The sequence below is a fragment of the Rhodococcus sp. SMB37 genome (assembly GCF_004345605.1).
Taxonomy (GTDB): domain Bacteria; phylum Actinomycetota; class Actinomycetes; order Mycobacteriales; family Mycobacteriaceae; genus Rhodococcus.
In genome coordinates this window covers 176,320-193,431 of sequence record NZ_SLVY01000004.1, presented here as the reverse complement: position 1 = coordinate 193,431, position 17,112 = coordinate 176,320, and the positions used below count along the sequence as shown (strand labels likewise).

Annotated in this window: 15 protein-coding genes; 7 read left to right on the top strand and 8 right to left on the bottom strand. The window is 66.9% G+C overall.

Annotated elements, in window-relative coordinates; all coding sequences use genetic code 11:
• Window positions 1-133 precede the first annotated feature (133 nt).
• Together EV641_RS08660 and EV641_RS08655 are read left to right on the top strand one after the other, a co-directional pair.
• The gene (locus EV641_RS08660; protein WP_132471641.1) at window positions 134-1,642 is read left to right on the top strand and encodes an ABC transporter ATP-binding protein; all 1,509 of its coding nucleotides are present in this window, start codon (window positions 134-136) and stop codon (window positions 1,640-1,642) included.
• Window positions 1,639-3,525, top strand: a complete 1,887-nt coding sequence (locus EV641_RS08655) for an ABC transporter ATP-binding protein (RefSeq protein ID WP_132471494.1) — start codon at window positions 1,639-1,641, stop codon at window positions 3,523-3,525. Before EV641_RS08660 ends, EV641_RS08655 begins: the two co-directional genes overlap by 4 nt.
• A 189-nt stretch (window positions 3,526-3,714) precedes the next feature.
• Here EV641_RS08655 and EV641_RS08650 read toward each other — a convergent pair whose 3' ends face one another.
• The 5 genes from EV641_RS08650 to EV641_RS08630 are packed head-to-tail and all read right to left on the bottom strand — an operon-like array spanning window position 3,715 to window position 6,217.
• Window positions 3,715-4,020: a GNAT family N-acetyltransferase gene (locus EV641_RS08650; RefSeq protein ID WP_277874485.1), complete on the bottom strand. Its 306-nt coding sequence runs from the start codon at window positions 4,018-4,020 to the stop codon at window positions 3,715-3,717.
• A gap of 42 nt (window positions 4,021-4,062) precedes the next feature.
• The gene (locus EV641_RS08645; protein ID WP_054714990.1) at window positions 4,063-4,383 is read right to left on the bottom strand and encodes a HigA family addiction module antitoxin; all 321 of its coding nucleotides are present in this window, start codon (window positions 4,381-4,383) and stop codon (window positions 4,063-4,065) included.
• Window positions 4,358-4,639, bottom strand: coding sequence for a type II toxin-antitoxin system RelE/ParE family toxin (locus EV641_RS08640; RefSeq protein ID WP_054714993.1), 282 nt, complete (start codon window positions 4,637-4,639; stop codon window positions 4,358-4,360). Before EV641_RS08640 ends, EV641_RS08645 begins: the two co-directional genes overlap by 26 nt.
• Window positions 4,640-4,672: 33 nt before the next feature.
• Window positions 4,673-5,752 (bottom strand): redox-regulated ATPase YchF, encoded by a 1,080-nt coding sequence (ychF, locus tag EV641_RS08635; RefSeq protein ID WP_132471492.1) that lies wholly within the window; start codon window positions 5,750-5,752, stop codon window positions 4,673-4,675.
• Window positions 5,753-5,788: 36 nt separating this feature from the next.
• Window positions 5,789-6,217 (bottom strand): hypothetical protein, encoded by a 429-nt coding sequence (locus EV641_RS08630; RefSeq protein WP_241996973.1) that lies wholly within the window; start codon window positions 6,215-6,217, stop codon window positions 5,789-5,791.
• Between the two features lie 162 nt (window positions 6,218-6,379).
• Here EV641_RS08630 and EV641_RS08625 point away from each other — a divergent pair, with 162 nt between their 5' ends.
• Window positions 6,380-7,621 (top strand): AI-2E family transporter, encoded by a 1,242-nt coding sequence (locus EV641_RS08625; protein WP_132471490.1) that lies wholly within the window; start codon window positions 6,380-6,382, stop codon window positions 7,619-7,621.
• Window positions 7,622-7,628: 7 nt separating this feature from the next.
• On the opposite strand, the gene EV641_RS08620 is transcribed toward EV641_RS08625, so the two are convergent.
• Together EV641_RS08620 and EV641_RS08615 are read right to left on the bottom strand one after the other, a co-directional pair.
• Window positions 7,629-10,607, bottom strand: a complete 2,979-nt coding sequence (locus EV641_RS08620; RefSeq protein WP_132471489.1) for an AAA family ATPase — start codon at window positions 10,605-10,607, stop codon at window positions 7,629-7,631.
• Entirely contained in the window at window positions 10,604-11,797 is a 1,194-nt protein-coding gene (locus EV641_RS08615) for an exonuclease SbcCD subunit D (protein ID WP_054719487.1), read from the bottom strand. The genes EV641_RS08620 and EV641_RS08615 overlap by 4 nt, the downstream gene beginning before the upstream one ends.
• Before the next feature lie 78 nt (window positions 11,798-11,875).
• Here EV641_RS08615 and EV641_RS08610 point away from each other — a divergent pair, with 78 nt between their 5' ends.
• Window positions 11,876-13,039, top strand: a complete 1,164-nt coding sequence (locus EV641_RS08610; RefSeq protein WP_132471488.1) for a DNA recombination protein RmuC — start codon at window positions 11,876-11,878, stop codon at window positions 13,037-13,039.
• A gap of 24 nt (window positions 13,040-13,063) precedes the next feature.
• Window positions 13,064-13,981, top strand: a complete 918-nt coding sequence (locus EV641_RS08605; protein ID WP_241996972.1) for a DUF6542 domain-containing protein — start codon at window positions 13,064-13,066, stop codon at window positions 13,979-13,981.
• 18 nt (window positions 13,982-13,999) lie between these two features.
• On the opposite strand, the gene EV641_RS08600 is transcribed toward EV641_RS08605, so the two are convergent.
• A complete protein-coding gene (locus tag EV641_RS08600; RefSeq protein WP_054720341.1) occupies window positions 14,000-14,998 on the bottom strand; it encodes a 4-hydroxy-3-methylbut-2-enyl diphosphate reductase in 999 nt (332 codons plus the stop codon).
• Window positions 14,999-15,076: 78 nt separating this feature from the next.
• Between EV641_RS08600 and EV641_RS08595 the strand changes: the two genes are divergently transcribed.
• Together EV641_RS08595 and xseA are read left to right on the top strand one after the other, a co-directional pair.
• Window positions 15,077-15,865 carry a lipid droplet-associated protein gene (locus tag EV641_RS08595; RefSeq protein WP_132471487.1) on the top strand — a complete coding sequence of 263 codons (789 nt, stop codon included), beginning with the start codon at window positions 15,077-15,079 and terminating at the stop codon, window positions 15,863-15,865.
• The gene (xseA, locus tag EV641_RS08590) at window positions 15,862-17,109 is read left to right on the top strand and encodes an exodeoxyribonuclease VII large subunit (RefSeq protein ID WP_132471486.1); all 1,248 of its coding nucleotides are present in this window, start codon (window positions 15,862-15,864) and stop codon (window positions 17,107-17,109) included. The genes EV641_RS08595 and xseA overlap by 4 nt, the downstream gene beginning before the upstream one ends.
• Window positions 17,110-17,112: the final 3 nt, after the last annotated feature.

Here is a 17,112-nt window from a genome sequence, read left to right as displayed (position 1 = left end):
GGCGGAGCGACAGCCGGGCTACGGTTGTCCGGCTGTAATATCTGCGCTTGTGCTCGACGTTTCTGAGGCCTCCGACCAGGGAAGTGTTGTCGATTATTCGGCGCTACCCGGGCCGGGTGCGCGAAAGTCCAAGATGCCTGCTCTCGACGCACGAGGGTGGACGCTGAAGGTTGCGCTCTCGCAGCGGCCGTGGAGCTTCGTGGCTTCGGTCGGCATGGCGGTCTCCTTCGTCTGCAACGGTCTCACGCCCGTCGTCGTGGGGCGGGCTGTGGATGAAGCCATCGCCACCTCGTCACCCCACCGACTGGGATTCTGGATTCTGATTCTGGGCTTTCTCTTCGTGCTCGCCATCGGCGTGAACTGGATTGCACGCTTCATGCTGATCCGCAGCCAACAGCTGGTCAGCCATGATCTGCGCACCATGGTCACCGACCGCATCCAGGATCCGCGTGGGTTCGCCGGCCGCGAGCGCACCGCCGGCGGCTTGCTGTCGATCGCGTCGTCCGACACCAGCCGGGTCGGCGATATCGTGATGATGACGGTCATGCCGGTGGCCGAGGCGGCGGCCATCACCTACGGCGCCATCATGATGTTCACCATCAATCCCTGGCTGAGCCTGGCCACCCTCATTGGTGGCCCCCTCCTCGTGGTCGTGGCCCTCCGGGTGGCCCGCCCACTTCAGAGCCGTTCGGTGGCACGTCAGCAAGCGATCGCGCAGGCTGCGGCGACCGCCACGGATGTGGTGCAGGGATTGCGCATCCTCAAGGGTCTGGGTGCGATCGTCACTGTCCGGCGTCGTTATGACGAGGTCTCGGATATCGCCTATCACAAGACCATTCGCGCCAATGCGGCCGAAGCGAGCCTCAACGGTGCCACCGAAGCGGCCGGTGCGATCTTCGTCTCCGCCCTCGGCATCGCCACCGGAGTGCTCGCACTCAACGGACACGTGACCATCGGCGAACTCATCACGGTCGTCGGACTGACCCAGTTCCTCATCACTCCGATGACGATGTTCGGCAGGAACCTCGCCTCGCGCTGGGCCTCGGCCGAGGCATCCGGACGGCGAATCCGAGAGGTTCTCGGTGCAGGCTTCGAACGCACCACCGAGGTCGACGCCGCCAGAGCCGCCCGGTTCATGGAGACCCTGCCGACCGGCCTCACCGTGGTACGCGGCACCGACCGCGGGCTGATCTCCCAACTGGAGTCGCTGCCCCGGAGCAAGGTGATCGTCGTCCCGCACGCGGCGGACCTGTTCGACGGCAGCGTCGCCGACAACGTCTACCCGGACCGGGCCACTGCCGAGGAGGCACTCCGCGTCGCCTGCTGCGACGACATTCCGGAAGGCCCCGACAAGCGCGTAGGCGAAAACGGACGCATGCTGTCCGGCGGTCAGCGTCAGCGCGTGGCCCTGGCGCGCGCCATCGCCTTCGATCCCGAGGTCCTCGTGTTACAGGATCCGACCACCGCGGTGGACTCGGTGACGGAGCAGAACATCGCCGAACGGGTGTCCCACCAGCGGGCGGGCAAGATCACGCTCGTGCTCGCCGAGGCACCGGCATGGAACGCTGTCGCGGCCACCCACCTGAGTGTGGAGGATCTGAGGGCCACAGCCGAGGAACTACTGGCAGGGGCCGCCGTATGAGTTCGCCGACGAGCACGACCCCACCGGTCAAGGCCGACACCGCTCTTCGATTCCCTCTGGCCACGCTGAGGCAGGTGCGGCGTGAGGTGACGCGTCAGTTGGGCCGGGTCCGCCACGCGAAGCTGCTGTTCCTGCTCGCACTCGTCCTGCTCGGGCTCGGCGCCTATGCCGGTGTGCTGGTTCCACAGCTGATGGGCCGGATCGTGGACGTGGTGATGGGACACACCCAGCAATCACTGTGGCCGATCGGCGCCGGTCTGATTTCCGCAGCGATCGCCGGCGCGGTCATGAGCGCCTGTGGCTTCTATCTGGTGGCGCGGCTGTCCGAGCGCGTGATCGCGAACCTGCGCCAGGACATGGTCGGCACCGCTCTGGGATTGCCCACCCACCGAGTCGAGGATGCCGGCACAGGGGATCTGGTCAGCCGTTCCACCGACGATGTTGCCGAGCTGTCTGCCGCCGTCACCGAGACCGTGCCGACGCTGTCCACCTCGTTGTTCACGGTCATCGCCACCGTCATCGCCCTGTTCGCGCTGGACTGGCAGTTCCTGATCATCCCGGTGCTCGTCGCGCCGGTGTACTACTTCGCCGCGCACCGCTACCTCGCCAAGGCTCCCGAGCGCTACGCCGACGAACGCGCTGCCATGGCCGAGCGCGCCCGCCGCGTGCTGGAGGCCATCCGGGGTCGTGCGACGGTGCGTGCGTTCTCGATGGAGGACCGCATGCACACCGAGATCGAGAACGCCTCGTGGGGTGTGGTCCGCAAAGGCATCAGGGCCCGCACCACCATGCTCGGCCTCAACGCGTGGATGCTCGGTGCCGAGTTCCTCATGCTGACGATCGCGCTGTCGGTGGGATACCACCTGGTGTCCACCGACGCCCTCACAGTAGGTGCCGTGACCGGGGCGGTGCTCATGATCATCCGGTTGCGTGGTCCCTTGAACACGTTCATGCGTGTGCTCGACGTCGTACAGTCCGGGTACGCCTCACTGGCACGCGTCGTGGGTGTGGTCACCGACCCGCCGGTGCCGGTACCCGACAGCGGTGCCGATGCTCCGCGGGGTCGGGTCGAGCTGCGCGACGTCAGCTTCAGCTACAGCGAAGCATGGGCCGTACGCAATATCGATGTCACCATCGACCCGGGCGAGACCGTCGCCATTGTCGGCGCGTCCGGAGCCGGAAAGACCACGGTGGCAGCGCTGGTAGCGGGATTACGTGTACCCGACGCGGGTGAGGTGCTCGTCGACGGATACCCCGTGTCGTCGCTGTCCGACCGTGAACGCATCGCCCGTCTCGCCATGGTCAGCCAGGAGGTGCATGTCTTCTCCGGAACCCTGCGCCAGGACATGATTCTCGCCAAGCCCGATGCCACCGATGCAGAACTCCTTTCGGCACTCGACCTGGTTCATGCGCGCCCGTGGTTCGATCGTCTTGCTCAGGGCCTCGACGCGGTGGTCGGCGCGCGGGGCATCCAGCTGGATCCTGTGGCTGCACAGCAACTGGCACTGGCTCGTGTCCTGCTTCTCGACCCGGCCGTCGTCATCATGGACGAGGCGACCGCCGAGGCGGGCTCGGTTGGGGCGGGGGCATTGGAAGATGCAGCCGACAGGGTGACCCGTGATCGTTCGGCCCTGGTGGTGGCGCACCGCTTGGACCAGGCGGCGAGCGCTGACAACATCCTCGTCATGGACTCGGGTCAGGTCGTGGAACAGGGCACCCATGATCAGTTGCTCGCTCGTGGCGGTATCTACCACCGATTGTGGTCCGCATGGACTGCCGGCCGACACGAGGTCGGCAACGTCGGTCACGGTGCCGCGGACGCGGAGGTGGTTGGCGGCCACACCGCAGAGATTCCGACCCCGATCTCGCACACTCGGGTGTGACGGCGTAACCGCTCAGCCGGCTGAAGGACGCGGCGGGCCGGTACTTCGCGTCGTTCGTGGTGGAGACGACCGACGTGCTGTTGCCGGAGTGCGATCTCGTTCTCGCGCGACGGCGACCGGGCGTCGACCTGCGACGTCCCGAGCAGCCGATGCAAGTCGACCGCCTGCCGAATCGGCAGTCAATAACTGCTAGACGTTGAACCGGAACTCCACCGCGTCGCCACACATATCAACCTCTGACACCCGGGGTCGCGCGTGCCTCAACAGCACCCCCTCACCGCCGGTGAACTCGATCCCCGCATAGCGTGCCGACCGCCACGCCTCGACGAACCCCAGCTCCAGGTGCAGATTGATCGACGCGAGGCTCCTGGCGTTGATTACGCTGAAGATCGACTCTCCGGGCGCTCGCTTCGAGGCATCTCGGAGCACCTGGCTCAGCAGCCGGGCCGCGACCTTCTGCCGGCGCGCCTTAGGAATGACCGTCAGCCCGGCGATCAGCCACTCGGCTTCACGCTAGGCGCGTCGATGGCAAGTCGCTCACGCGACCTGCAGCGGCGTAATCGCCGCGACCTTGTCACGCAGCACACGCCGCTCGAGCCGCAGCTCGTAGTTCGACTGCAGGTTCATCCAGAACTCCTCGGACGTCCCGAAGTACCGCGCCAGCCGGATCGCCGTGTCAGCTGTAATGCCCCGCTTGCCGTGCACAATCTCATTGATCCGCCGCGGCGGGACGCCGATCGACACGGCGAGCTTGTTCTGCGTGATACCGAAGCCCTCGATGAAGTCCTCCATCAGGATCTCTCCCGGATGGATCGGCGCGATCAACTCCGTTTCAGTGGTAGTCGACGAGTTCGACATCATCTGCACCTCCCTCTCTCCAGACGAAGCAGATGCGCCATTGGGAGTTGACTCGGATGCTGTGCTGACCGCGCCGGTCGCCGGCCAGCCGCTCCAACCGGTTGCCCGGCGGGATCCTCAGGTCCTCGACATCCTTCGCCGCATGGATCAACTCGAGCTTCCGCAAGGTCGCTCGCTGCACCGTCCGGTCAACGCCTTTGACGTACTGCTCATGCCAGATGCGCTCGGTGGCTTTGCTGCCGAACGACCTGATCACACGACCAGCATATAACGCACATCGTCAATAACGCTAGACGTTAAATCGGAACTCCACCACGTCGCCATCGGCCATGACGTAGTCCTTACCCTCCATGCGCACCTTGCCTCGCGACTTGGCCTCGGCCATCGAACCGGCGTCGTCGAGGTCGGCGAACGACACGATCTCGGCCTTGATGAAGCCGCGCTCGAAGTCGGAGTGGATGACACCGGCCGCCTGCGGCGCGGTCGCGCCCTGCGGGATGGTCCAGGCGCGAGCTTCCTTGGGGCCTGCGGTGAGGTAGGTCTGTAGGCCGAGGGTGTGGAAGCCGACGCGCGCGAGCGAATCCAGGCCGGCTTCGTCCTGGCCGATCGAGTCGAGCAGTTCCTGCGCTTCGTCGGGTTCGAGTTCGATGAGCTCGGACTCGACCTTGGCGTCGAGGAACACGCAGTCGGCCGGCGACACGGCGTCGCGCAGTTCCTGCTTCTTCGCGTCGTCGGTGAGCACCGACTCGTCAGCGTTGAAAACGTAGAGGAACGGCTTGGTCGTCATGAGATTGAGCTCGCGCAGCAACCCGAAGTCGAGCGTGCCCTTCTTCGAGAACAGGGTGTCGCCCTCGTCGAGCACGGCCTGCGCCTTGAGCGCTTCCTCATGCTGCGGCTTGAGTTCCTTGTTCTTCTTCGCTTCCTTCTCCAGGCGCGGCACAGCCTTCTCGAGGGTCTGGATGTCAGCGAGGATGAGCTCGGTCTCGATGATCTCGATGTCGCCGAGCGGGTCGACGCGACCGTCGACATGCACGACGTCGTCGTCGGCGAACACGCGCACGACCTGGCAGATGGCGTCGGCCTCGCGGATATTGGCGAGGAACTTGTTGCCGAGCCCGGCACCTTCGGACGCGCCCTTGACGATCCCGGCGATGTCGACGAACGACACGGTGGCCGGAAGGATGCGCTGCGAACCGAAGATCTCGGCGAGCCGATTCAGCCGCGGATCAGGCAGTTCGACGACACCGACGTTCGGCTCGATCGTCGCGAACGGGTAGTTCGCGGCAAGCACATCGTTCTTGGTCAGCGCGTTGAAGAGCGTCGACTTGCCGACGTTGGGAAGTCCGACGATTCCGAGGGTAAGGCTCACAGGATCAGGAGTCTACGTGGTCCTTGCGATGCCGCGTCATCCGCACGCCACCCGAACCAACTGGGCGATACGCGCAGCCTGATCGTCGGTCGGTTCTGCGGAGCCGTTGGTGGCGAGTTCGCCGACCTTCGCGTTCACCTCGGCGTCGTCGGCGCCGCTCTCGATAAGCGGGCAGGTTTCGGTGACGATCGTTTCGATCGACTGGGTTTCACGGTCGGCCGACAGGTTCGGGTAGGCGGCACGGAACGCAGTGACGAATGCGCCGAGTTTGGCGTCGTCGAACCAGTCCCCTGCCCGTTCGGCGACACTGGACGCCGCGCTCTGCACGGAGGAAGCCGCACCCTCCGCGCCGTCCTGGACGGAGGTGACCACGACACCCGCCGAGGTACGCACGTCCTCCGAAGTGGCCGAGTCGTCCTCGCCGCACCCACTGAGAACTCCGGCACATGCGATGGCGATGATCACACATACAACCCTGCGAAAAGGGGATCTCTCGACGCACAACGACATATGTCGAGAATGCCACGCGTTCGCACTGGACACGGGCGTATCCGGCAAACGCGCAACCCAGGGCAGATCCTGCACTCTGGCCGTAGATTGGCGAATATCGATCGAGGCGATGAATACATGCGTGCGGAAGGACCACCGTTGAGCGACTCGAAGAACACCTCCGACCACAAGGCGGGCGACAAGGCTGCCGTCAAGCCCGATCGCGGGGCCTTGATCGGGGTCGGTGGAATCTGGTTGGCGAAGTGGTCGGGCTGCCTGGTTCTCATCGCTGCTGCAGCGGTGGTGCTCGGCTGGATCATCGAGCAGATGTGGGTGATCCTCCTGCCGGTCGCCCTCGCGATCGTCGTGTCGACCATCCTGTGGCCGCCGACGCGGGGAATGACCAAACGTGGGGTTCCGCCCGCGGCAGCGGCCGGGCTGACTCTGGTGCTGTTCTTCGCTGTCGTCGCCGGGATCATCGCCGGCATCGTCCCGTCCGTCGTGGCGCAGGTTCCCGACCTCGCGAACAAGGCCACCGAGGGCATCAACACCGTGCAGGACTGGGTGCAGGGCCCACCGATCAATCTGCAGGACGAACAGCTCGACAACGCGGTACACGTCGTCATCGAACGTGTGCAAGGCAGTGCCGCCTCGATTGCCGGTGGCGTGTTCTCCGGGGTAAGCACAGCGGGATCACTGTTGGTCACGTTGGGCCTGGTACTCGTGCTGACGTTCTTCTTCATCAAGGACGGTCCGAGGTTCCTGCCGTGGCTGCACTCAGTGAGCGGTCGCCGGGCGGGTCGTCACCTCGAAGAGGTGCTCATGCGGATGTGGTCCACGCTCGGCGGATTCATCCGAACTCAGGCACTGGTGAGTTTCATCGACGCGTTGTTCATCGGTATCGGCCTCGTCATCCTGGGTGTGCCCCTCGCCCCTGTGCTCGCCATCCTGACGTTCATCGGTGGGTTCATTCCGATCGTCGGTGCGTTCGTCGCGGGCGCCCTCGCTGTGCTGGTCGCACTGGTTGCGAACGGATTCACCACGGCGGTCATCGTCTTGATCCTGATCATCGCGGTGCAGCAGATCGAGGGGAACGTGCTGCAGCCGGTGCTGCAATCGAAGAGCATGAAACTGCACGCCGTCGTGGTCCTGCTCGCGGTGACAGCCGGGGCGTCGCTGTTCGGCATCGTCGGCGCGTTCCTCGCCGTGCCGGTAGCGGCGGTCACCGCGGTGGTCATCCGCTACGTCGGTGAACAGATCGACGCGCGTGCGCACGAGCGGGAGTCAGCGGAGGACGAGACCGAGGACGAGACGAAGGCCTTGCCCGCGCCGGGCGACACCTCGGCACCCGACCCGAACGCCTCCCCTACCAACTCCTAGGAACGGCTCAACTCACCATCTGCACGGTGGAGCCGGTACGACCACGCAGCACGTGCAGACGGCTCGGGATTCGTTGCCGCAGCTCGTCGACATGGCTGACCACACCCACCACGCGACCACCGGCACGCAATTCGTCGAGGACCCCCATCACCGCATCGAGCGCGTCGGCATCGAGGGTGCCGAATCCTTCGTCGATGAACATGGTGTCGATCACAACACCACCAGCTTCGGCGGCGACAACGTCCGCGAGCCCGAGGGCCAACGCCAGGGATGCCTGGAACGATTCGCCACCCGAGAGCGTCTTGGTGGAGCGCACCGCCCCTGTGTACTCGTCGTGGATATCGAGGCCCAGTCCACCTCGCCTGCCATGACTGCCGGCCGCATCGCTGTGCACGAATTCGTAGCGTCCACCGGACATTCTGCGCAGCCGGTCGGACGCCGACTCCGCCACCTCTTCGAGACGCGCGGCGAGCACATAGGAACGCAACGACATCTTGCGGTTGTTCGCTCCCCCACCGGCGACGACATCGGCGAGTGCCGTGAGTTCGGCCTGCTCGTCGCGTAGCGGAACCAGTGCCTCGTAGGCCCGCTCGAGCCGATCCGCATAGGTCGCGATATCAGTGTGACGGCGGTGCGCCTCGGTCGCGCCAGCGAGTGCGGATTCGAGTGCCGCAGCACCGGATGCGACCACAGCACGCGTCGCCTCGACGTCGACGACCTCGTCGCCGGTGAGCGCATGGATCTCCGGTTCGGCGAGCACGGCGGCAACGATCGCCCGGCGGTTCTCGGCATCTCGGATCTCACGATCGATCTCGGAGATTCTCGACGCAGGACGCAGAGCAGCACGCGCCTGCACCAGGTCGGTGAATCCGCCTTCGGTGGCCGCGATCTCCGCTTCACGCGCCCGTTTCTGCGCGACCGAACGCACCTGAGCGACCCGCAGCCGGGCATCGAGCCACGCGGTGGCGGCTTCCACCAGAGCAGCGAAGCGCTCACGCTTGGCCGACAACGACTCGCTGCCGTCGACTGCCGCTGCGATACGGCGACCGATCTCGTCGGCCTCCGATGCGAATACGGCATCGTCGCGAGCGATGGCGGCCAGAACGGTCTCGGCCTCCCGCTCGCGGGACCGAAGCGCGAGATCGCGCGCGTGGAGATCGTCGACCGCGCGGCGACGTCGATCCAGCTGTGCTGCCGCAGACCCAGCGGTGTCGTGCGCCTCGACGGCGTCGGCGTGCGCTGCGGCCAGGTCGTCCTCGCAGGTGTCGCCGCTGCGCTGTCGCAGGATCGCCACCGTGCTCGTGGCATCGCCGACCGCCGCACGCGCCTCGGTGAGCGCCTTCGCCGCACGTCGCTCGACGGTATGGGCACGTTCTTCGTCGTCCTCGGTCGCGGCGTCGGGTTCGGGTTGCGCCGGCGACGGATGTTCCACCGCTCCACAGACCTCGCAAGGATCGCCCTCGACCAACCTGGCGGCCAGTTCGGCGGCCATCCCCGCGATTCGGCGTGCACGAATATCGAGCAGCGCTTCGTGCGCCAGGTTGTGATCCGTATGGCGCTGCGCGGACACCTTCTCCAGCTGTTCGAGTTCTGCACTGCGCGAGCGCAGTTCACGAGCGGCAGCGAGCGCGTCGGCTGCCCGGTCGCGGGCATCACGGAGTCCGAGGAGCGACGCTGCAGCCTTCTCCGATTCCGCAACTGCGGCCGTCGCCTCCGCGACTCGATCGGGAAGTGCAGCGCGTTCCGCGACAACACCCTCGAGTTCTGCAGCGACGGTCTGTCGCCTCTCCGCCAACACCTCACGGCGGGAGGTGATCTCGGCGATTCGTCGCTGCTGGTCGATCAAGGAGTCGAGCTTGGTCACCTCACTCGACCATTGCTCGTAGCGGGGGCGGATCAGTACGCGGTCGCTGTCGTCGGGCTGTCCGGGCACCTCGTCGAGCAGCGCACGGCCCTCGGCCGACTTCTCGAGAACTGCTGCGGTGGAGTCGAGATCACTGCGCGCAACCTCCGATTCAGCGGCGGCTCCGGCCGCTTCACGATCGAGCACCGCCACCAGCGCCGCGCGATGCGCTGCGTCGCGTTCGACGGCCATCGCTGCGCGCTCCGGCTCTCCGGCGTCGAGTCGGGTCTTCATCTCGAGGGCTTCGCCACGACGTCGGATCCGCTCCTGCAGCGCGATCGCGCTGTCGAGTGCTGCGCGGTTACTGCGGTCGAGTTCGCGGGCCTCCGCGTGCACGACCGCGGTAGCGTCGCGAACATCGGCGGCATCGGCAAGCAACCTGCGGGCCCATTCGACCGGCTCGGCGTCGGCTCCGGCCTCGATACCCGCGGCCGCAGCGACCTTCGCGGCGAGCACGTCGACGGCCTTCTGCTGTTCGGCGAGTGCCTTCGCGCCGGATCCGCGGCGCTCGCGGAACCATTGCTCGACGTCGCCGAATCTCGTGGTGTCGAACAGGCGCTCGAGGAGTTTGCCCCGCTCGTCGCTGGCTGCCCGCAGGAACTTCGCGAATTCGCCCTGCGGCAGCAAGACGACCTGGAAGAACTGTTCGGCGCTCATCCCGAGCAGTCCCTTGACCACGTCGCCGATCTCGGGGATGCGCGACAGGTTCTCCCCCGTACCGTCGAGCCACGTCAGGGTTGCTTTCGCCTGCTGTTTGACGGTGCCGACGCCGCGCTTCTTCGGGCGTTCGAACTCGGGACTGCGCTCGATGCGTAATCGCCGACCCGCAATCGTCGCCTCGAGGCAGACCTGCGGTGCGGCACCTGCGGGCGCATGGTCGGACAGCAGCCTGCGTCCGTCGGCGCGGGAACCGGGCACCGTCCCGTAGAGCGCGAACGCGACCGCGTCGAGGACCGACGTTTTCCCTGCGCCGGTCTGCCCGTGCAGGAGGAACAACCCGTCGGCGCCGAGTTCGTCGAAGTCGACGGCGACAGTGCCGGCGAACGGCCCGAAAGCGGTGATCTCGATCGAATGCAATCTCATGCCGGCACGTCCGCCCGTTCCCCACGACCGGAATCGTCACGCCGCGACTCGTCGCCGATGCCGCGGCGGCGATCACCGTCGCGGAGGGACTGTTCGAACCATCCCGTTTCGCGTGCGGACGGCTCGGATCTGACATCGGTGAGGAACGACGAAGCGATCTCGAGGTCGGTGCGTCCCCTCACCTTCTCGCGGTAGCTGCTCTCGGAGCCCGACGCGGGGCGTTCCCACTGGACGTGCACCGCATGAGGGAACCGTTCCTGCAGCCGCCGCATCGCATCGACCGGGCGGGCCCGGTCGGTCAGGACCGCGGCCACATAGTGGTCCTCGGCCGCCTCGTGAGCCGGATCCACGAGCAGGTCGTCGAGGTCGCCGGTGAGCTGGGTCAGTTCTCGCACCACCGGAAGGTCGACGCGCTCGACGGACGCAAGCCCGGTCTCGTCGAGGTCGACGAGCCACACCGCCTTGCGGTGCGAACGCTCGCCGAAGGAGTACGGCAACAACGACCCCGAATACCGGACTTGCTCGGACACCGTCTGCGGCGAATGCAGGTGACCGAGGGCCACATAGTCGGCGCCGTCGAAAGTGGCCGCAGACACGGTCTCGACACCACCGACCGAGATCGACCGCTCCGACTCCGTCGTCTCACCACCGACGACGAAGGCGTGCGCCAGCACCACGGTGCGGCCGCTGCTCTCGGCGGCATCGGCCTGCACCCGGGCCATCGCGGCGTCGAGGATCTCCTGGTGCGACCGTGCACCGGGCACGTCGAGTTCGGTGCGGGTGATCTCCGGCTCGAGATACGGGATGCCGTAGAACGCGACCGGCCCGTGCTCGTCGTTCAGCACCACCGGCCGAGCGACCTGCGACACCCGCGTGATCAGATGCAGCCCCCCGTGCGCGGCGAAGGCCGCACCCGCTCCGAGACGGACGGGCGAATCGTGATTGCCGGACGTTGCGATGATCACTGCCCCGGCGGCACGGATCGCTTCGAGCCCGGCGTTGCACACCGCTACGGCGTCGGCGCTCGGGATGGAGCGGTCGTAGATGTCGCCCGGCACCACCACCGCATCGACACCGCGCTCCGCGACGAGTTCCGCGACGGCGGTGAGCGCGGCGGCCTGGTCGGCGAGCAGGTCGACACCGTGGAAGGTGCGACCGATGTGCCAGTCGGAGGTGTGCAGGATCCGCATGTCGTCAGACGGTAGAGGAGGACACCGACACGCTCCGGTTCCGGGTAGTTGTCACCGCGGTGCGGCATCATGCGGCTCATGTCAGCTCTCACGGCACTGGGTCTCGTCGTCGCACTCTCCCTCGGGGTAGTGCTCGGCTGGCTGCTGCACGCATCACGTAGCGGCGACCGGGCAGCGCGCGCCGAGGCGAAGCTCGCTGCTCTCGAGGCCAACGAGTCACAGTTACGACAATCGTTGAGCGCGGTGAACGAGGACGCCGCACGGCGACAGTCCGGAGCCGTCGGCGAGCAGGTGTCGCGGCTCGTCGGGCCATTGCACGAGGCAGTCGGCGCGCTGTCCAGGCAGGTCGAGAACGTCGAGCGGAGCCGGATCCACGCGTACGCGGGCCTGACCGAGCAAGTGGAAGGTATGCACCGCACCTCCCAGTTGCTGTCGACGCAGACCCAGCAACTCGTCACCGCACTGCGGGCACCGCAGGTGCGCGGCAGGTGGGGCGAGATCCAGCTCGAACGCGTCGTCGAGCTGGCCGGGATGGTGCGGCACTGCGATTTCGACACGCAGGTGTCGAAGGAGGGTGTGCGCCCCGATCTACTGGTCTACCTCGCGGGCGGCAAGCAGATCGTGGTGGACGCCAAGGTGCCGTTCGCTGCCTATCTCGACGCAGCGCAGGAGGAAGACCCGGCCCAGCGCGATCGGCATCTGACCCGGCACGCACGGCAGTTGCGTACCCACATCGACCAGCTTTCCGCCAAGTCGTACTGGGAGTCGTTCGATCCGACACCGGAGTTCGTGGTGCTGTTCGTGCCGGGCGACCCGTTCCTCGACGCGGCGCTCGGCGCAGACCCGGATCTGCTCGAGTACGCGTTCGCCCGAAACGTGATCCTCGCCACCCCCACCACCCTCGTCGCCCTGCTGCGCACGATCGCCTTCACGTGGCGTCAGGAAGCCCTGTCGCGAGACGCCGCAACCATCCACAGGCTGGGTAGAGAGCTGTATCAACGACTCGGCACGGTCGGCGAGCACTTCGACCGGCTCGGCGGGCAATTGGGCAAAGCGGTCGATTCGTTCAACCTCACGGTGTCGTCGATGGAGACACGGGTGGGTGTCACGGCCCGAAAGCTCAATGAGCTGGAACTTTTCGACGGCGACGTACCCGAGGTCCGGCGCGTCGACTCGTGGCCGCGGCGCAGCACATTCGCAGAAAGTGCAGAAACCGACGGTCCTGTCGACGAAGCAAGCTGATTCTGTCGGGTTACTGTTTACCTTGTGTCTGCATCCCAACGCGCTCGCTCGGCAGTGCCGCTCGACATGCGGTCGTTGGTCCCGTCGCTTCCCGGTGTCCCTTGGTGGGGTGCACCGCTCATCGCTGTCGGCGTGACGCTCGTCGGGCTGCTGATCGATGCGACCCGCGGCGACCAGTTGACGTCCACATTCACTGTCTTCTACGTCCTCGGATGCATCGCGGCCGTTGCCGCGGTCCGCTATCGCGGACTGTTCACCGCGATGGCCCAGCCGCCGTTGTTGCTGCTGGTGGCGGTACCGATCGGTCAGGAAATCCTTGCGTCCGGCAGCACGAGCGGCCTCAGGGAATTGGCGTTGAATGTCGCATACCCACTGGTCAACCGGTTCCCTGCCATGTTGCTGGCCACCGTGGTGGTGCTGGCGATCGGTGCTGCACGGATCTTCGTCGCGAAGCAGAACGTGGGTGTCCGTGCGCGCGCCCCGCAGTCCCGCAGGGCCGCACCGGCGCGCGCTACCGCTGCCCGGACCGCGCGCCGAAGTACTGCGAAACGACCTACATCCGACGCACCCACACGGACCGACGCTCCCCGTAAGGCCTCGTCGCCGCGCACGTCCGCGGTACGCAACCCCGCGGCGCGCGCAGAAGGCGAGCAACCGATGGCGAAGGCCTCGGTCCGCGACGTCGCCGACTCACGCGGCCGTGCGGCAGCTCCCCGCCGTCGGAGCACGACTCCCCCGGCGAGCGACCCGGCGGCGCGCGCAACACCTGCGCCGCACCGTGGCGATGTCGATCCGAGGCGGGAGGCTCCCCAGCGGCGGCGCCCCCGCCCCGAGGAAGCTTCCTTCCGCGCACCGCAGCCCACGCCTATGGCCGGTGCGCCGAGGCAGACCCCGGGGTACCGGCCGCCGGCCGTGCGCTACCGGGATCGCGTCGAAGACTGAGACGAAGTGACGTCTCCCTCAGCGGCGAGCGTCCCGCAGCTCCCGCGGCAGTGCGAACACAAGGGTCTCGTTCGCGGTGGTCACCGACTGCACAGTGTGGAATCCGTGCTCGTCGAGCAGGTCGATCACGCCACGGACGAGGATCTCCGGCACGGAGGCGCCCGAGGTGATGCCGATGGTCTCGACCCCCTCGAGCCAGGCGGGGTCGACTTCGCGGGCGTAGTCCACCAGGTACGAGGCCTTCGCGCCCGCACCGAGCGCGACCTCGACGAGCCGGACCGAGTTCGAGGAGTTCCGCGAGCCGACCACGATCACCAGATCGCATTCGGGTGCCATCGCCTTGACCGCGACCTGACGGTTCTGGGTGGCGTAGCAGATGTCGTCGCTGGGCGGATCCTGCAGCTGTGGGAACTTCTCGCGCAGGCGCTGCACGGTGGTCATCGTCTCGTCCACACTCAGCGTGGTCTGCGACAGCCAGATCACCTTCGATTCGTCGCGCACCGTCACCGCGTCGACCGCGTCGGGGCCGTCGACGAGCTGGACGTGGTCGGGTGCCTCTCCTGCGGTACCTTCGACCTCCTCGTGCCCTTCGTGGCCGATGAGCAGGATGTCGTAGTCGTCGCGGGCGAATCGTTTCGCTTCCTGGTGCACCTTCGTCACCAGCGGGCACGTTGCGTCGATCGTGTGGAGGCTACGGGTGGCCGCAGCCTCGTGCACCGCCGGCGAGACCCCGTGCGCCGAGAACACGAGGACGGATCCTTCCGGGACCTCGTCGGTCTCGTCGACGAACACGACGCCCTGCTCGGCAAGGGTCTCCACGACGTGACGATTGTGCACAATTTCTTTACGGACGTAGACCGGAGCACCGTGCTTCTCGAGAGTCTTCTCGACGGTCTCCACTGCACGGTCCACCCCGGCGCAGTATCCTCTCGGCTCGGCGAGAAGGACGCGCTTCCCCGGCAGCGATGTACCGGGTGACCGTGTGATTCCTACTTCGAGCGGGACAGGCGCAGACATGTCTCCAGAGTACGGGCCGAGCGGTCACACCGACCCGCTCGGCTACCAAAGACACCAATCGTGAGGCAGGGTGAGGGAATGATCCGTCCACCGTTCATGGCACGGGTGGCCGCCGGCGTGGCCGTCACCGCGTACGAAGAGACACTCCGACTTCCGAGTACTGCCGTTGCGCTCCCGATGACCACGGTGAGCCAGATCCTGCAGACGGCGATGCGGATGCAGCAGGTGATGACCGGTCTGGCGATCAAGGGCGATCAGCTGTTCGAAGTGTTCGGATCGGCGCCGGCCGAGGAACCCGAGTGGGCAGTGTTCGACGAGGACGAAGAGCCTCTCACCGGCAGTGATGCATCCGGGAAGCCCGTCGATTCCCCGGCATCCGCATCGGCGGCCGGTCGCTTCGCACTGTACTCCGCACCGCCGGATGAGGTCGCCGGCAAGGGCAGGCCTGCCACTGCCCCCACGTCGACGGAGTCGTCCGCGACCGCAGAGCCGAAGGCACCCGCCGTGGCCGAGGCGAAGAAGGCTCCAGCGAAGAAGGCTCCAGCGAAGAAGACTCCCGCGAAGAAGGCGACCGCCACACGCTCCCCCGCGAAGTCGGCTGTGACGAAAGCCTCACCGGCGAAGAAGTCGGCTGACAAGCCTGCTGCGAAGGCGGCTCCTGCCTCGGCATCCAAGCCGACGCAGCCGGCCGAGATCGCCGAGTACCTCGACTACGACGCGCTGACGCTCGCGCAGCTGCGCGCCCGGCTCCGCACATTGTCGGTCGAAGATCTCACCGCGCTCCTCGCCTACGAGAACGCGAACGCAGGGCGCGCTCCGTTCGTCACGATGCTGTCCAACCGGATCTCCAGCGCCGAACGCAAGTGAGCACAGCTCAGACCGGCGGTCGCACCAACTCGGCGGAGAACCCCTGGCCGGTGCGCACCGTGTCGCAGAAGATCTCCGGGTGGATCGACAAGCTCGGGACCGTATGGGTGGAAGGGCAGCTCACCCAGATCAACGCCCGCCCCGGGACCCGGACCGCGTTCTTGACCCTGCGCGACCCGTCTGTCGACATGTCGTTGCAGCTCACCTGCGACCCGCAACTGCTGCGCGCGTCGGAAGTCCCGCTCACCGAGGGCGCCAGCGTCGTGGTGTTCGGCAAGATCACGTTCTGGCCGGGTCGCGGCAGCCTGGCGTTGCGGATCACCGAGATCCGGCCCGTCGGCATCGGTGAACTGCTCGCCCGCCTCGAACGCCTGCGCAAACTCCTCGCCGCGGAAGGCCTGTTCGATCAGCGGCTCAAGCGTCCGCTGCCGTTCCTGCCCCAGCGCATCGGGCTGATCACCGGCCGGGCCAGTGCGGCCGAACGCGACGTGTTGTCCGTCGCAGAGCGTCGGTGGCCCGCCGTGCAGTTCGATGTGCGCAACACCCCGGTTCAGGGCCCGACCGCGGTACCGCAGATCCTCGACGCGCTCGCCGCGCTCGACAAGGACCCCGACGTCGATGTCATCATCATCGCGCGCGGCGGTGGCAGCCCCGAGGATCTCCTACCGTTCTCCGACGAGGCCCTGTGCCGCGCGATCGTCGCGTGCACCACGCCCGTGGTCAGTGCGATCGGGCACGAACCCGACGGTCCGCTGTCCGATTATGTCGCGGACCTGCGGGCAGCGACCCCCACCGACGCCGCGAAACGCGTGGTGCCGGACGCCGTCGCCGAGCAGGATCTCGTCGACGACCTGCGAGCCCGGGCAGCCGGTGCGCTGCGGAACTGGGTGCGACGGGAAGAACACGTGATCGCCCAGCTGCGGGACCGGCCGGTGCTGGCCGATCCGATCGCCGCACTCGACCGGCGTGCCGACGAGATCGAACGACTCCGGGTGGCCGCGCGCCGCGACATTTCGCGGACGGTTGCTTCGGAGGCAACGACCATCGAACATCTGCGGGCACGCCTGTCCACACTCGGACCTGCGGCAACTCTCGCTCGCGGCTACGCCGTGGTGCAGCGGGTCGTGGCCGACGGCGATCCCGAGGTGGTGCGATCGGTCGACGATGCCCCGCCGGGCACACAGCTGCGGGTGCGAGTGGGTGACGGCGCCGTGCGGGCCGTCGTCATGGGACGAGAGAAGTGAGGA

Coding starts and splice junctions, on each gene's coding strand:
- EV641_RS08660 (WP_132471641.1), top strand. CDS start 134: ATGCCTGCTCTCGACGCACGAGGGTGGACGCTGAAGGTTGCGCTCTCG.
- EV641_RS08655 (WP_132471494.1), top strand. CDS start 1,639: ATGAGTTCGCCGACGAGCACGACCCCACCGGTCAAGGCCGACACCGCT.
- EV641_RS08645 (WP_054714990.1), bottom strand. CDS start 4,383: ATGTCGAACTCGTCGACTACCACTGAAACGGAGTTGATCGCGCCGATC.
- EV641_RS08625 (WP_132471490.1), top strand. CDS start 6,380: ATGCGTGCGGAAGGACCACCGTTGAGCGACTCGAAGAACACCTCCGAC.
- EV641_RS08620 (WP_132471489.1), bottom strand. CDS start 10,607: ATGAGATTGCATTCGATCGAGATCACCGCTTTCGGGCCGTTCGCCGGC.
- EV641_RS08615 (WP_054719487.1), bottom strand. CDS start 11,797: ATGCGGATCCTGCACACCTCCGACTGGCACATCGGTCGCACCTTCCAC.
- EV641_RS08610 (WP_132471488.1), top strand. CDS start 11,876: ATGTCAGCTCTCACGGCACTGGGTCTCGTCGTCGCACTCTCCCTCGGG.
- EV641_RS08600 (WP_054720341.1), bottom strand. CDS start 14,998: ATGTCTGCGCCTGTCCCGCTCGAAGTAGGAATCACACGGTCACCCGGT.
- EV641_RS08595 (WP_132471487.1), top strand. CDS start 15,077: ATGATCCGTCCACCGTTCATGGCACGGGTGGCCGCCGGCGTGGCCGTC.